Source organism: Allobacillus sp. SKP2-8 (genome assembly GCF_007559355.1).
Taxonomy (GTDB): Bacteria; Bacillota; Bacilli; order Bacillales; family Alkalibacillaceae; genus Allobacillus; species Allobacillus halotolerans.
This window is the reverse complement of record NZ_VMHF01000003.1, coordinates 127,830-143,075: the sequence shown is the minus strand read 5'-3', so window position 1 is coordinate 143,075 and position 15,246 is coordinate 127,830. Positions and strand designations below refer to the sequence as shown.

The 15,246-nt window shown below is 42.9% G+C and carries 12 protein-coding genes and 1 pseudogene; 3 read left to right on the top strand and 10 right to left on the bottom strand.

Features of this window, described 5'->3' with window-relative positions; genetic code table 11:
- From FPQ10_RS13280 to FPQ10_RS05375, 5 genes and pseudogenes are all read right to left on the bottom strand, one after another.
- A pseudogene (locus FPQ10_RS13280) lies at positions 1-352 on the bottom strand (P-loop NTPase fold protein); the annotation flags it as partial.
- Between the two features lie 94 nt (positions 353-446).
- A complete protein-coding gene (locus tag FPQ10_RS05390; RefSeq protein WP_144161418.1) occupies positions 447-1,586 on the bottom strand; it encodes an acyl-CoA dehydrogenase in 1,140 nt (379 codons plus the stop codon).
- Between the two features lie 290 nt (positions 1,587-1,876).
- Complete coding sequence (locus FPQ10_RS05385; protein ID WP_144161415.1) at positions 1,877-3,013, bottom strand: acyl-CoA dehydrogenase; 1,137 nt, start codon at positions 3,011-3,013, stop codon at positions 1,877-1,879.
- Positions 3,014-3,061: 48 nt separating this feature from the next.
- Entirely contained in the window at positions 3,062-3,913 is an 852-nt protein-coding gene (locus tag FPQ10_RS05380; protein ID WP_144161412.1) for a 3-hydroxybutyryl-CoA dehydrogenase, read from the bottom strand.
- Positions 3,914-3,945: 32 nt separating this feature from the next.
- Positions 3,946-5,130, bottom strand: coding sequence for an acetyl-CoA C-acetyltransferase (locus FPQ10_RS05375; protein WP_144161409.1), 1,185 nt, complete (start codon positions 5,128-5,130; stop codon positions 3,946-3,948).
- A 259-nt stretch (positions 5,131-5,389) separates the two neighbouring features.
- Between FPQ10_RS05375 and FPQ10_RS05370 the strand changes: the two genes are divergently transcribed.
- Positions 5,390-6,040: a VC0807 family protein gene (locus tag FPQ10_RS05370; protein WP_144161406.1), complete on the top strand. Its 651-nt coding sequence runs from the start codon at positions 5,390-5,392 to the stop codon at positions 6,038-6,040.
- 41 nt (positions 6,041-6,081) lie between these two features.
- Here the strand turns inward: FPQ10_RS05370 and FPQ10_RS05365 are convergent, their stop codons facing one another.
- Entirely contained in the window at positions 6,082-8,202 is a 2,121-nt protein-coding gene (locus tag FPQ10_RS05365; RefSeq protein WP_144161403.1) for a (Fe-S)-binding protein, read from the bottom strand.
- A gap of 842 nt (positions 8,203-9,044) precedes the next feature.
- Here FPQ10_RS05365 and FPQ10_RS05360 point away from each other — a divergent pair.
- Positions 9,045-9,446 (top strand): hypothetical protein, encoded by a 402-nt coding sequence (locus FPQ10_RS05360; protein WP_144161400.1) that lies wholly within the window; start codon positions 9,045-9,047, stop codon positions 9,444-9,446.
- 196 nt (positions 9,447-9,642) lie between these two features.
- Here the strand turns inward: FPQ10_RS05360 and argS are convergent, their stop codons facing one another.
- Both argS and FPQ10_RS05350 read right to left on the bottom strand, forming a co-directional pair.
- Positions 9,643-11,313: an arginine--tRNA ligase gene (gene argS / locus FPQ10_RS05355; RefSeq protein ID WP_144161397.1), complete on the bottom strand. Its 1,671-nt coding sequence runs from the start codon at positions 11,311-11,313 to the stop codon at positions 9,643-9,645.
- 3 nt (positions 11,314-11,316) lie between these two features.
- Positions 11,317-11,748: a YwiB family protein gene (locus FPQ10_RS05350; RefSeq protein WP_186278549.1), complete on the bottom strand. Its 432-nt coding sequence runs from the start codon at positions 11,746-11,748 to the stop codon at positions 11,317-11,319.
- 248 nt (positions 11,749-11,996) lie between these two features.
- On the opposite strand from FPQ10_RS05350, the gene FPQ10_RS05345 reads away from it, so the two are divergent.
- Entirely contained in the window at positions 11,997-13,934 is a 1,938-nt protein-coding gene (locus FPQ10_RS05345) for a transglycosylase domain-containing protein (RefSeq protein ID WP_186278548.1), read from the top strand.
- A gap of 264 nt (positions 13,935-14,198) precedes the next feature.
- Here the strand turns inward: FPQ10_RS05345 and FPQ10_RS05340 are convergent, their stop codons facing one another.
- Positions 14,199-14,729: a YwhD family protein gene (locus tag FPQ10_RS05340; protein ID WP_144161388.1), complete on the bottom strand. Its 531-nt coding sequence runs from the start codon at positions 14,727-14,729 to the stop codon at positions 14,199-14,201.
- Positions 14,730-14,818: 89 nt separating this feature from the next.
- Complete coding sequence (locus tag FPQ10_RS05335; RefSeq protein WP_144161385.1) at positions 14,819-15,226, bottom strand: hypothetical protein; 408 nt, start codon at positions 15,224-15,226, stop codon at positions 14,819-14,821.
- Between the last annotated feature and the right edge of the window lie 20 nt (positions 15,227-15,246).

The following is a 15,246-nucleotide window of genomic DNA, read 5'->3' as shown; positions in this document are numbered from 1 at the left end:
GACTTCCACGTGTCGCCATGCTTCGAATGAAAATATTTTCATCGGAAAAGTGCTGTGTCATCCGCACTCGGTCCCCAAGTAAGGCTCCCCCACTAAATGGACTCGTCGGATCGACAGCGATGACCGCGACAGTGAAATCCTTCTGGCGTAGCAAGGTGAGGAAACGATCGACCAAAGAGCTTTTTCCAGCACCCGGTGAACCGGTAATCCCGATATAATGTGACTTTTTTTCACTGCGATTGATCAAATCCATCAGCTTCAATTTTTCTGGATGGTCATTTTCAATCATCGTAATGGCACGTGCCAACGCTCGTTGGTTCCCTTGTTGAATTTTTTTAACGAGTTCTTCCATGTAGATCTCCTTCCAGAGATACTTGCTAAATGCAAAAGATTCCGAAAATATTTGGTAAAGCGGCACTTAGATTCTGTGCCGCCCCTTATATCACTTATTTTGTCACCATACGTCCAACAACAAGACGCTGGATTTCTTGCGTTCCTTCGTAGATCTGTGTAATTTTCGCATCACGCATATAACGTTCTACTGGATAATCTTTCGTATAACCATACCCACCGAATACTTGAACCGCTTCAACGGTTGTGCGCATCGCCGTGTCTCCAGCAAATAGTTTCGCCATCGCTGATTCTTTTTGATATGGTAATCCTTCTGACTCATTGTAAGCCGCTTGATACGTCAATAGACGAGAAGCTTCTACTTCTGTTGCCATATCTGCGAGTTTGAAAGAAATGCCTTGGTTCTTGGCAATTGGCTTCCCGAACTGCTCACGCTCTTTCGCGTAATTTGTCGCAGCGTCAAGTGCACCTTGGGCAATCCCGACAGCTTGAGCAGCAATTCCGTTACGTCCACCATCGAGTGTTGTCATCGCAATCTTGAACCCGTCGCCTTCTTCACCAAGCATATTTTCTTTCGGAATACGACAGTTTTCGAAAATCAATTCGGTTGTAGGGGATGAACGAATTCCTAGCTTTTTCTCTTTCTTACCGAATGAAAAGCCTTCTGTTCCTTTTTCTACGACAAACGCTGAGATGCCTTTGTGCTTCGCATCTTGGTCCGTTTTAGCAAATACGACATACAAGTCAGCGACTTCACCGTTTGTGATCCAAACTTTGTTTCCGTTTAAGATGTAGTCATCGCCATCTTTTTTCGCTGTCGTACGCATGGAAGCAACGTCACTTCCTGCACCAGGCTCAGACAACGCATAAGCGCCTAACGCTTCACCGGTTGCTAAACGTTGCAAGAAATTTTGCTTCTGTTCTTCATTTCCGTATTTATAAATCGGCCAACTCGCTAATGAAATATGAGCGGATAATGTGACACCGATTGATGCATCGACACGAGATAACTCTTCGACAGCAATCGCATAGCTGACAAAGTCCGCGCCAATTCCACCATATTCTTCAGGCCAAGGAATACCAGTCAGGCCAAGCTCAGCCATTTGATCAAAAATTTCTCTGTCGAAACGCTCTTCCTCATCACGTTCCGCCGCTGTTGGTTCGACATCTTTCGTCGCAAAGTCACGAACCATTTTTCGTAGCATTTGTTGTTCTTCTGTTAGTTGAAAATTCATATATAGTCCTCCTATAAACTGTGAATTAACTTATCGTTACCGCTACAGAAATACACTACGCTTTCCGCGGGCTCGCGATCAGCCTCCTCGTTCGCAAAGAACGCTCACTGTAGGGTCTGTTCGTCTTCGCTTTCCCGCAGGAGTCTACGTGTATTTCTTTCGCTGGTTTAGCGTTCATCTATTCCTGAATATTATTTCTTGTTTTTCTGTTCAAGTGAAAAGAATTCTTCTAAAAGTAATTGGCTTATTACCAAAGTGATCGCATTTTTTCTTGAAATTATTCCGACAACCTACTTCAGCAATTGCCTACTAATGACAACATTTTGTATCTCGTTTGTTCCTTCATAAATTTGAGTGATTTTTGCATCTCGGAAATATCGCTCAACTGGGTAGTCTTCTGTGTAGCCGTAACCACCGAATACTTGAACCGCTTCAATAGCTGCATTGACTGCTGTTGTGGAAGCGTATTTTTTCGCCATCGATGCTTCCTTGCTCGTATCTAGGCCTGCTTGGTATTTGGACGCGGCGTTATAGACTAATAGTTTCGCTCCTTCGACAGCTGTCGCCATGTCTGCGAGTTTAAACGAAACTCCTTGGTTTTTGGCAATTGGCTTTCCGAATTGTTCGCGTTCTTTTGCATAACCTGTCGCTGCATCGAGTGCCGCTTCAGCGATACCGAGCGCTTGGGCTGCAATGCCAATTCGACCGATATTCAAGTTGGCTAAGGCAATTTTAAAGCCTTCTCCTTCTTCTCCGAGTCGTTGGCTTTCTGATACTTTCATACTGTCGAAATTCAATGAAACGGTACTGGAACCGTGAAGACCCATTTTCTTTTCGGATTTTCCAATCTCAAGGCCTGGCGTACCTTTTTCAACGATAAAAGCGGTAATGCCTTTATTTCCTTGCTCTGGGTTTGTATTCGCAAAAACAATGAATGTATCGGCATACTCACCATTTGTAATGAATACTTTTGATCCATTAATGATGTAATGATCGCCTTCTTTTTTTGCTTTCGTTTTCAATGATCCCGCGTCACTACCTGCACCTGGCTCTGTTAAACAAAAGGCGCCGAGGTACTCACCACTCGCTAGCTTCGGTACATAGTGGTCGACTTGTTCTTTTGTACCGAATTTCAAGATCGGAAAGGTTCCAACGGATGTGTGAACGGATAAAATGACGCCGAGTGTAGCGCTCACTTTGGATAACTCATTAATGGCGATGATATAAGATGTGTAATCCATACCTGCCCCGCCTTGTTCCTCGCTGACAGGGACTCCCATCAAGCCGAGTTCTCCCATCCGTTTGATAATTTCTGTTGGGAATTCTTCATTTTCCATCGATTCAATTCTTGGTGCAACTTCTTTTTGGGCGAAGTCACGGACCATTTTGCGCATCATTTCCTGTTCGTCTGTAAATCGCAAATCCATCCTACGCCATCCTTTCTAGTAAATTCTTGTTAGTAAAAGTTTCATAGATTACTCGTAAACGTAAAATCCACGGCCGGATTTCTTGCCTAACCATCCTGCATTTACATACTTACGCAGCAATGGACATGGTCGGTATTTGCTGTCTCCGAAACCTTCGTGCAAAATTTCCATGATTGATAAACAAGTATCCAACCCGATAAAGTCTGCCAACCGGAGTGGTCCCATCGGGTGATTCATACCGAGCTTCATCACTTCATCGATCGCTTCTGGTTCTGCAACGCCTTCAAATACGGTATAAACCGCTTCGTTGATCATCGGCATCAACACTCGATTGGAAACGAATCCTGGATAATCGTTTACTTCCACCGCTGTTTTATTGAGTTTTTCTGCTGTTTCAGCAATGGTTTGATACGTTTCATCTGTAGTTTGTATGGCACGGATCACTTCGACGAGTTTCATAACCGGCACAGGGTTCATGAAGTGCATACCAATGACTTGTTCTGGACGCTCCGTTACTGCAGCGATATCCGTAATCGGGAGTGATGATGTATTGGATGCTAAAATCGCATGTTTTGGTGTGATTTGATCGAGCTGTTGAAAGACTTTTGTTTTGACGTCCATATTTTCAACGACTGCCTCAATGACTAAATCACAATCATTCGCATCATTTAATGAAGTTGTCGTTTCAAGATTATTCAATGTGTTGGTCTTGTCCGCTTCGTCCATACGACCTTTTTCAACATTTCTTGAAAGATGTTTTTCAATCGTTGCAAGGCCTTTTTGTAAATTTTCTTCTGCAATATCGTTTAATTTCACCTGGAAGCCAGACTGAGCGAATACTTGGGCAATCCCAGCCCCCATTTGTCCGGCTCCAATAACCATTACTTTTTCGACTGCCATGGGTAAAACCTCCTGTCGCTAAAAAAATTAATTTATTGTTTCGGTACTTCGATTAACACAGCATCGCCTTGACCGCCACCAGAACAAATCGCCGCAATGCCAAGTCCGCCGCCACGGCGTTTCAATTCATAAGCCAATGTCAAAATAATGCGTGCACCACTTGCACCGATCGGGTGACCAAGCGCAACTGCTCCACCGTTCACGTTCACTTTTTCTGGGTCAAGACCTGCGATTTCACCACTAGCCAAGCTGACCGCTGCAAACGCTTCGTTGACTTCAAATAAATCAATATCATCAATTTTATAGCCTGTTTTTTCTAAAAGCTTATTGATGACAAGACCTGGTGTTTCTGGAAAACGGTCTGCTTCTACCGCTAATTCTGCATTACCAAGAACTGTCGCAAGAGGCGTTTTGCCGAGTTCTTCAGCTTTTTTGTCAGACATCAATACCATTGCTGCAGCACCGTCATTCACGCCTGGTGCGTTTCCAGCTGTAATTGTTCCGTCTTTGTCAAACGCTGGACGTAATTTAGCTAAAGCTTCTTTAGAAGTTTCACGAGGTGCTTCGTCCGTATCGACTGTAATCGGATCTTTTTTCCGCTGAGGTACTTCAACTGGCACGATTTCTTCACCCAGTTTGCCTTCTTCGGTGGCTTTTAGCGCACGCTCATGACTTTTCGCAGACCATTCGTCTTGCGCTTCACGAGTTAATTTGAATTTTTCCGCTGTACGGTTACCGTAAGTTCCCATATGCACGTTTTCAAATGAGCAAGTAAGTCCATCATGAACCATGCTGTCGACAATTTTCTTGTCGCCCATACGCAAGCCCCAACGAGCGTCTGGCAAAACATACGGTGCATTACTCATCGATTCCATTCCACCAGCAACGATGACATCTTCTTCACCTAAACGGATTAACATGTCACCTAGGGTCACACTGCGAAGGCCGGATGCACATACTTTATTGATCGTTTCCGTTTTCGTTTCCCAAGGAAGTCCTGCTTCTCGCATTGCCTGTCTGGATGGAAGCTGCCCTTGCCCACCTTGCAAGACGTTTCCGATAATGACTTCTTGCACATCTTTCCCTTCAATTTCTGCACGCTTGACCGCTTCTTTAATGGCGATTCCACCAAGCTGTGCCGCTGTTAACGGTGCAAGAGCTCCACCAAACTTACCGAATGGCGTACGAGCGCCGGCTACAATAACTGTTTTTGTCATGAAAATTCCTCCCCTTTTTGAATTCTAATTTCAAATATGTTGACTGAATATTTTATTTTGTAAACGTTATCATCCATTATAACATACTTTCGACTGAACGCTCGCTCAATATGGAATTTTTGTGAAGAAAATCGTTATTGATTCATAGATTACTTGATTTGGCGCCGTTCAACTAGCAGGAAATAATAAGCAAACAATCGAATAGACTATTATAAACTTTTACGCAGTTACATTGAATCGGAGGGAGAGATAACCGAAAGTGAGCAGAAAAATAGCTTTTCTAGATATCATTTTTTACATCGGCTTACCATTGCTTATATGGAACCAAGGCAGAGAACTCATAGGTGATTATCCAGCGATGCTTCTATCAACGGTTCCTGGATTCATCTATACGCTTTATCGATTTTGGCATGAACGTAGGGTGAATATTACTGGAATTTTCATTATCAGCACTTTATTGATCGGCACATCACTTGATTTAATTGCGGGATCGGCAGAAAAAATGCTTTGGTATCAAGTTTATTTTGGGTTTGCAATCGCCGGGTTGCATGCATTCTTTTTAGTAATACGAAAACCACTGGCACTATACTTCGCTGTCGATTTTGTTTCCTTACAAGGGTTTGACCCGGCTGAAAGCAAAAGACTTTTTAACCAACCGGCTATATTCAAATGGTTTCAATGGATTCAATTTCTTTTCGTTATCCGGGGAGTTACTTTGGGTTATTTAAAAATGTGGCTACTTCAAACGTATGGCATCGATGGCTATGATGCTATGTTGATTTACTTACGAGTGGTTGGGTGGATTTTCGGTGGTATGATTATGGGTCTATTTTTTTATACAAGCATACCGATCCAGAAGTATTTACAATCGAACGGCATGTTGCAACAAAAAAATTCCCTAGAAAGATAGTCTCTCACTATCTCTCTAGGGAATTATATTTTTCGAAACTATTACGCTGGCTGGTCTTCTTTCTCTGGAGCTCCGAAGATTGATTCTTCTAATACTTCAGCAACATCGCGTGTTTGAACGGTTTCGTCAACATCTTTTGCTTTTGTACCATCACTGATCATCGTCAGACAGAATGGACAAGCACTGGAGATCGTCGTTGCTTCTGTACGTAAAGCTTGTTCTGTACGTGCGACGTTGATGCGGTTTCCAGTTGTTTCTTCCATCCACATCAAACCGCCACCAGCTCCACAGCACATGCCGTTTTCCTTACTACGTTCCATTTCAACGACTTCAACACCTGGTACGTGTTCCAAAATGTAACGCGGTGGGTTGTAAATGTCGTTATAACGTCCAAGGTAACAAGAATCGTGGTACGTTATTTTTTCATGAATTGCTTTTTGTGGCTTCAAGCGACCTTCTTGAATCCACTCGGCAAGAAGCTCTGTATGGTGAAACACTTCAGCCTCAAGACCAAAATCAGGATATTCGTTTTTAAAGATGTTATATGCGTGTGGGTCAATCGTAACGATTTTCTTAATATCGTTTTTCTCGAATTCTTTAATATTCTTCTCTGCAAGCTCTTGGAATAAGAATTCGTTTCCTAAACGACGAGCCGTATCACCGGAGTTACGCTCTTTGTTTCCAAGAATAGCGAACTTAATGCCTGCTTTGTTCATCAAGCGAGCGAACGCTATAGCGATTTTCTGACTGCGGCTGTCATAAGAGCCCATGGAAGATACCCAGAATAAGTATTCAAATTCTTCGTCTTCTTTTTTCAATTCTTTCACTGTAGGTACTTTTAGATCTTCGTCTTGGTCTCTCCAATTTTCACGATCTTTCTTGGAAAGTCCCCAAGGGTTACCTTGACGCTCAATGTTCATCATCGCACGCTGCGCTTCAGGATCCATTTTTCCTTCTGTCATCACGAGGTAACGACGAAGGTCGATAATTGTATCTACGTGCTGGTTCATAACCGGACATGCATCTTCACAGTTACGGCATGTCGTACAAGCCCAAAGCTCTTCTTCTGTGACAACATCACCGATTAGATTTTGTTCCATAACTTGTTGTGCGAGCGTTCCGTTCGGCTCATCAGCTACTTGATTTCCAGTACGTCCTGCGAATGCATATGTCGGTACCCAAGCAGAGCGTCCGGTAATTGCCGCTCCTTTTTCCGATAAGTGGTCACGGATTTTCAGTAATAAATCCATCGGGGAAAGCATTTTACCTGATCCAGATGCCGGACAAACATTTGTACAGCGTCCACATTCAACACAGGCATATAAATCCAGTAACTGAAGGTCACTTAAATCTTCTACCTTACCTGCACCGAATGTTGGTTCTTCATCTGATTCTTCCATCTCATCAATATTGAAGTCGATTTTTTTCAATTTACCATGTTTCTTATCTTTGTTGAACAATACGTTTGCAGGTCCTGCAATCAAGTGAGCGTGCTTGAACTGTGGCACGTACACTAAGAAAGCCAACAACACGAGCAAGTGAATCCACCACATGACGAAAAATACAGCTGCTGCTGCGGTTGGATTCATCCAACTGAACGCCCATGCAATCGAGGATGCGACGGGCTCTGTCCAAGTGAGATCTTTTCCATGCCAAATAATTGACATTCCGTTACCCGCTAAAACGGTTATCATTAGTGATCCGATAAAGTAATATACGAGACCCGCTGCAAAAGTCTTCTTCAAGCGGACAAGTTTTTCGATATAACGACGATAGAATCCCCAAATGACCGCAAATAGAATAACTAATGCTACGATCTCTTGGAAAAACTTAAAGCCTGGATATAAAAATCCTAGTGGCAAATGGGAGCCTGGTACGAGTCCAGCCCAAATGAAATCGATTGCACCAAACTGCACTAAAATAAACCCATAGAAAAACATAACGTGAATCGCACCGGATTTTTTATCCTTCAATAGCTTCTTCTGTCCAAACACATACACCCATGCATCTTTCAGGCGCTGTTTGACCCCTTCATCGAACTCAGTTTTTCGACCGAGCTTTATATAAGCAATTCTTGTTCGGACGATTTGTACGAATAAGAAAATCGCATAGGCCGTTACAGCAAGAAAGGCAAGCGCATTAATGATCAACAACGTCTCCATTCTTTTCCCCCCATAATCTTATGATGAACTGACTATTGATTATTCCTTATAAACTATCTTAACAAAAAATTTTGTTTTAAAAAGGAATAATCTGAATTATTTCGTCTAAACAATGAGCATTTCGCTTAAAAATGCTCGCAAACTAAGTATTATTTAGCTCTATTATACAATGAATGAGCATTCAGTCAATCGATTTATTTATTTTCAGACAATTGTTTGGGGGGAGATCTTGTTATGTAGTTCTATGGGGCTGGCATATTTAAGGGTGCTTTTTTGATGATCGATGGGTGTTAGGAATTTCATGGAGGATGTGAGGTTCGGATACGGAAGAAGGTGCCTTAAGGCATCTCGAATACGGAAGGAGCCACTTTTTCTTTGCTTCCCGGTTTGAGAGTGCTTCTCGAATACGGAAGGATGCACTTTTTCTTTGCTTCCCGGCTTGAGAGCGTTTCTCGAATACGGAAGGGCACCCGATTTCATTTCTTCCGTTCTTGAGAGCGCTCCTCGAACACGGAAGGACGCGCTTTTTCCTTCCTTCCCGGCTTGAGAGGGCTTCTCGAATACGGAAGGACGCATAAATTCATTTGTTCCGTTCTTGAGAGCGCTCCTCGAACGCGGAAGGACGCGCTTTTTCCTTCCTTCCCGGTTTGAGAGCGTCTCTAGAACACGGAAGGGCGCATAAATTCATTTGTTCCGTTCTTGAGAGTGCTTCTCGAATACGGAAGAACGTGCTCTTTCCTTCTTTCCCGGCTTGAGAACATAAAGTCTGAGTCACCTCAAAACAAAAGAAGAAAGCTTTTTTCGCTTTTCCTCGTTTATTGTCTTAAGAAATCTTTCCGCTGTTGCCCTTACAAGTGAGGGGTGTTTTTAATGTCGATTATTCATTTTCGGTTCCATTCTGGCAGAGAGAGTTTCTGCCTTCAGCATCCTTGGGGGAATTCTTCAGGGTTAATTTGATTGGCTTCAGCGTTATTTTCGCATCCTTCAGCGTTAATTTGCTCTACTTCAGGGTTATTTCGGCTTCCTTCAGGGTTAATTCACTCGGCTTCAGGGTTATTTCGGCTTCCTTCAGGGTTAATTCACTCGGCTTCAGGGTTATTTCGGCTTCCCTCAGGGTTAATCCGCCGAGCTTCAGGGTTATTTCGGCTTCCTTCAGGGTTAATCCGCCGAGCTTCAGGGTTATTTCGGCTTCCTTCAGGGTTAATCCGCCGAGCTTCAGGGTTCGCGGTTTCCTTCAACGTTAATTCGCTTGGCTTCAGGGTTCGCGGTTTCCTTCAGGGTTAATTCACTCGGCTTCAGGGTTATTTCCGCTTTCTTCAGGGTTAATCCGACCAGCTTCAGCGTTAATCCACTCAATTTCAGGGTTTATCGCCCCAACGCTTTACCGAACACATAAAAAAGGCACCGACCGAAGTCAGTGCCAGTTTACGCTACTACTTTTTACATTTGTTCTGGTGCGTGAACACCGATTAAGTTCAGTGCATCTTGAATGACGATCCGAACGGCTTTAATGAGCGCGATTCGAGCGTGTGTCTGCTCTGTGTTCTCTAAGTCGATGACTTTTTCAGCGTTATAAAAGCTGTGTAAGTCGCCGGCTAATTCGAATACATATTGTGGAATGCGGTGGGGCATTTTTTTGTTGGCCGCTTCCGCAATCACTTGCGGATAATCGCCTAGCCGCTTCAAAAGATCAATTTCTTTTTCAGATGTCAGCAGGGAAACGTCCGCTTCAGCGTCAACATCAACGCCTTTTTCTTCAGCTTGTTTTAACATGCTGCAGATTCGGGCGTGTGCGTATTGGACATAATAAACCGGGTTTTCGTTGGATTCACTTGTCGCTAAATCCATATCGAAATCAAGGTGTGAGTCATTGGAACGCATGATGAAGAAATAACGCGTCGCATCCAAGCCCACTTCGTCGATCAGCTCTTGCATTGTCACGGCTTTTCCTGTCCGTTTACTCATTTTCACTTTTTCACCATCTTGGTATAAGTGGACGATTTGAACAATTTTGATGTCTAAAATATCTTTTGGGTTCCCTAATGCTTGGATTGCCGCTTTCATTCGGTTGACGTAGCCGTGATGATCGGCTCCCCAAACATTAATAAGTTCATCGAATCCGCGGTCAATTTTATTTTGATGATACGCAATATCCGGTGTTAAATACGTATAGGTGCCGTCTTGTTTAATGAGTACCCGGTCTTTATCGTCACCGAAGTCGGTACTCTTAAACCAAGTCGCGCCTTCCTGTTCATAAACATAGCCATTTTCCCGTAGCTGGTCGACGACGAGGCCGATTACACCTGTTTCATATAAAGACGTTTCGGAGAACCATGTATCGAATGGCACACGATACTCTTCCAAATCCTCTTTAATACGTTCAAGCAAGTGATCCAGTCCATGTTGACGGAAGGCTTCTAACCGCTCTTCTTCAGTCACGTCGACATAATGATCTCCATGCTCCTTATATAAATCATTCGCAAGTTCAATAATATCTTTTCCACGGTAACTATCTTCGGGCATTTCAACGTCATGTCCGACCGCTTGGAAATAGCGAGCTTCGATTGATTTGGCTAACAAATTGATTTGATTTCCCGCATCGTTGATATAATACTCGCGATCAACTTCGTAGCCTGCTTTCTCCATGACGTTTGCGAGCGCATCTCCGTAAGCCGCACCACGGGCATGACCCAAGTGGAGTGTTCCGGTCGGATTGGCAGATACAAATTCGATTTGAACTTTTTTCCCAGCGCCGTGATCGCTTTTTCCATATTGGCTTTTCGCTTCATTAATTTCTGTAACAACTTTCGTCAAAAACGACTGATCCATAAAAAAGTTAATGAATCCCGGTCCGGCGATATCGATTTTTTTCACGGATGCTTGGCCGGTGTCAATCTGTTCTACGATTTCTTCGGCAATTTGTTTCGGCGCTTTTTTGGCAATTCGAGCAAGCTGCATCGCCATATTCGTAGCATAATCACCGTGTTCCTTTTCTTTCGGTGTTTCCAAGATAATTTCCGGCATCTCTTCTTTACTTGCTAGTTCCGCTTTTAAAATAGCTGCTTCGATTTCATTTTTCAGTTGCTGTTCTACTTCAGCGACAATATTCACGTGTTAATCCTCCTCTTGAAACTTCACCTGCAAGGTATGTCTGCGTGGTTCTTGATCGTTAATCACAACATCATAATCGATGAAAACTCGACCAGAGCGTTTGTTCATTCCTTTATAAAATTCCATCCGATGCGTGGACGTCTCTAATCGAAAACTTCCATATGGATGGGTATATAATGCTTCGGTTTTATTGCCGATTCGAAAGATTTGATGGAGTTTCAATGTGCCTTCTCTTTTCAAGACGATTTTTTCCTGTTGAATAATCAAGGTCGTTTTCACCTTGCCGAAATCATCCATCTGTTCGTCATATTTTATCACATGCAAGTCGTTTTTGTGGCTATAAACACCCTTTTCTTGCTTTTGGATCGTTTCTTCTCCATTTTCATCTATTATTTCCGTATTGACCTCTATATCTACACGAATTGGATCTGCCATATCCATTCCCCTCTCATTTTCTCGTGGTGTAACGGTTCTATGTAACTTTCCCCTTAGCTTTTATGTTATGGAGAACTAATGTTTTAAAACCAGAGATACCCTTCTGGAACATGCAAAACCTTTTTCAGTCTAACGCAAGTCGACCTCCCTATCAAAAAATTTATCTCCATGTTTATATTCTTACCAATTTTTCCATACTAATAAAGATAATATCGGCCAAAATTTGCGTAACTTCAGGGGTTTTCGACATGTTTAAAAAACTATTCTTTCTAACTATGATCGTCAGTAGTTTTATGCTATCGGCGTTTGCCGTCATTTTATTGTTCACCTATTTACTAGGTCCGCCGGATACGAATCTTCATCAACAAACCCAATTTTTCGACCGTGATGAGAATTTGCTCGAAACGCAGGCGCTCGTCAATCAACGGGAGTATATTGCCATTGAAGAGATCTCTCCGCACGTAAAAAATGCCTTCACCGCTGCGGAAGATCAGCATTTTTACGACCATTACGGATTCGATCTCAAACGGATTGGCGGCGCTGTTTATCAAAATGTCATTCACCAAGATAAACGACAAGGTGCCAGTACAATTACCCAGCAATATGCCAAAAACCTTTATTTCACCAATGAAAAAACATGGACGCGAAAATTCAAAGAAGCCTTGGCTGCTATGCGTTTGGAAATGTTTTTAACCAAAGATGAGATCCTTGAAGGCTATTTGAATACCATTTATTTTGGCCACGGACAATACGGTGTTGAGGCTGCGAGCCAGTATTTCTTCGATAAAAGTGCACGCGATCTAGCGGTAGATGAAGCTGCTCTTTTAGCTGGCATTCCAAAAGGGCCTGCGATTTATTCACCGCTTAACGACTATGAACGCTCACACGAACGACAACAATGGATTTTGCGAAGAATGGCATCGCTCGACTTCATCGATCAACAAACATATGACGCGCTAAAGAACCGAGATGTACCGATTGTGACAGCTGTCGCGAACGAATCAAACAGGGATTCGTTGTATTTTATGGACACTGCCATGAAGCAAGCTGCTGAATTGCTCGATATTAGCCGTGAAGAGCTAAAACACGGTGGTTACAATGTTTATACCACGATGGACGTTGAAGCACAAGAGCATTTGAGTGAAACGGTTAAAGAGAACCTTCCAGAAGGAGAGCTACAAGTAGGAACAGTAACCATCAATCATCAGTCCGGTGAGATTGTTGCCCTTCAAGGTGGAAGAGATTACAAAAAATCACCATTTAACCGTGTGACTCAAGCAAGCCGAATGACTGGTTCAACATTTAAACCAATTCTTTATTATGCTGCACTATTGTACGGTTTCACACCGGCAATGACATTGGAAAGTGCGGAAACGACTTTTCAGCTGGAAAATGGCAAGACGTATAAACCTACCAACTACGGTGACCTATACGCCAACGGACCGATTACGTTGGCACAAGCCTTAGCAATCTCCGATAATATTTATGCCGTGAAAACCAATCAATTTATAACGTCGGATAATTTAATCGAAGCGGCTCGTACGTTTGGTATTGAAGACGATTTGCCAAGTGTTCCTTCTTTGGCGTTAGGTTCAGGTTCTACATCGGTGATGAATATGGCAGAAGCTTATGGCTTATTGGCAAACGGAGGGGCGTCGATCGATCCATACATCGTGAAAAAGATAACGAACGAAGATGGAGAAGTATTGTATGAGCATCCGTCACAACCATCTGAACGAGTGCTCGACCGGGATTATGCTTTTGTACTCACCCACTTGTTGACTGGGATATTCGACGAACGGCTAAACAGCTATAGCCGGGTGACTGGTGCAACAATCGCACCGATGCTGACCCATCATTATGCTGGAAAATCCGGAACGACACCAAATGACAGCTGGATGATCGGCTACAGCCCACATTATACGACAGCCGTTTGGACAGGGTACGATGACCATCAACAAATCGAAAAACGAGAGGACCTCGTTGCAGCGAAGCAAATTTGGGCTGAATATATGGAAAAGATTCACGAAAATAAACCGGTTCAACCTTTTGAAGTTCCGGATGGCGTCACGGGCGCTTACATTGATCCGGATACAGGTTATCTGCAAGGCCCTGCTTGTGAAGACCGAACACGCCTGATGTATTTCATCAAAGGAACCGTTCCTAAAAATGTGTGTACGGAGTAATTGAGGCGGTTATGGTCGTTTTAAGGCTCTTCATCACAAAAGTGCACCCGAGAAACACAATCACGTTTTTTCCAACCAAAACGGATGTCACAAAAACATATTCAATCTAAAAAAACCTAAAAAAACGGGACTGATCACTCTCTCAGTGACCAATCCCGCTTTTTTGTCCTAATAAACATGTAAAAGACCCATGTTTAATCCTATTGTAACGAGGATTTTACAAAAGTACAATCAGAAAAAACATTGTTCACAATTCATTCAAAATTAATCAAATGCAGCTTTCAATTCATCTTCCGCATTTTCCCAGTACTGTGGGTTGAATTCGATTAAAAAGTCTTTCAATAATTTCTTTGAATGGTCATCCATTTGGTCGATGACAACTCTTCCTTTTAGCGACTTATCCATGCGATTGACGTGCTCAGCAAGAATTTTATATCCGCGGCGCGCCTCCCGGTCGACTTCCAAGAAACTGGCTGCGATTCCATAATAAAAAGGTCCCGCTTCACTTCGCTCAACCGTCGTCCAGACAATCCAATACGGTTTACCGTTTGGAACTTCTTCTTTATCTGTCACAAATCGGATGCGTTTTTCCACTTCACTTCGAGCGTGCATGGCACCCATGTCTACCCATACACGATCTTCATTCGGGTCGACAATCAACGGTGACATATTCTCTAAACTGATGGCGCCTCCACCAGAGAATCCCGGATGGCCGTCAATCGGGTCATCTTTCATGATTGTAAATTGATTGCTCTTCTTCCCCGTTGATTTTTTATTTTGATCAAATGATTTCATCACCATGGACCTCCTTGACTTCCTGTTCTATTGTAAGTAGTCAATTTCTATTGTGCCATATTTTCCAACTGTTACAAAACAGAACCGCTTTAGAATAAACCTGCGAAGAAGTTAAAGATGCTTTTGAAGAAGTTTCCGATCGCAGCGAAAAAACCGCCGTCGTCCGGCTCTTCAATCTCAAAGTTTTGTTCTAAATAGTCTAGAACTTGTTGATTGTAGTCTGAACCGGTCAGCTCATCGTTACTAAAGAAATCATGTAGTTCACTGGCAATCTGGTCGTCGATTTGATTCGTCCACTCGTTTCGGATATTTTCTTTTTCCGTAAAGGCTGCGTCCATTGTATATAAAACAAAATGCAAATCGATGAGTTCATATTCGTTTCCGACTTCACGAAAATGATTTTCGACATCTATGCGATAATCGTTTTCTTCCATTGCATAAGAAGCAAACGGGATCATCCATAGAATCAGTGTTATTATGAGTATCTTCTTCTTCATTTCTTATCCCCCTAAAATAC

Excerpts from the sequence above, each read along its gene's own strand:
- FPQ10_RS05375 (WP_144161409.1), bottom strand. The coding sequence starts at position 5,130 with ATGACAAAAACAGTTATTGTAGCCGGCGCTCGTACGCCATTCGGTAAG.
- FPQ10_RS05350 (WP_186278549.1), bottom strand. The coding sequence starts at position 11,748 with ATGGCAGATCCAATTCGTGTAGATATAGAGGTCAATACGGAAATAATA.
- FPQ10_RS05365 (WP_144161403.1), bottom strand. The coding sequence starts at position 8,202 with ATGGAGACGTTGTTGATCATTAATGCGCTTGCCTTTCTTGCTGTAACG.
- FPQ10_RS05335 (WP_144161385.1), bottom strand. The coding sequence starts at position 15,226 with ATGAAGAAGAAGATACTCATAATAACACTGATTCTATGGATGATCCCG.
- FPQ10_RS05340 (WP_144161388.1), bottom strand. The coding sequence starts at position 14,729 with ATGAAATCATTTGATCAAAATAAAAAATCAACGGGGAAGAAGAGCAAT.
- FPQ10_RS05345 (WP_186278548.1), top strand. The coding sequence starts at position 11,997 with ATGTTTAAAAAACTATTCTTTCTAACTATGATCGTCAGTAGTTTTATG.
- FPQ10_RS05380 (WP_144161412.1), bottom strand. The coding sequence starts at position 3,913 with ATGGCAGTCGAAAAAGTAATGGTTATTGGAGCCGGACAAATGGGGGCT.
- FPQ10_RS05390 (WP_144161418.1), bottom strand. The coding sequence starts at position 1,586 with ATGAATTTTCAACTAACAGAAGAACAACAAATGCTACGAAAAATGGTT.
- FPQ10_RS05385 (WP_144161415.1), bottom strand. The coding sequence starts at position 3,013 with ATGGATTTGCGATTTACAGACGAACAGGAAATGATGCGCAAAATGGTC.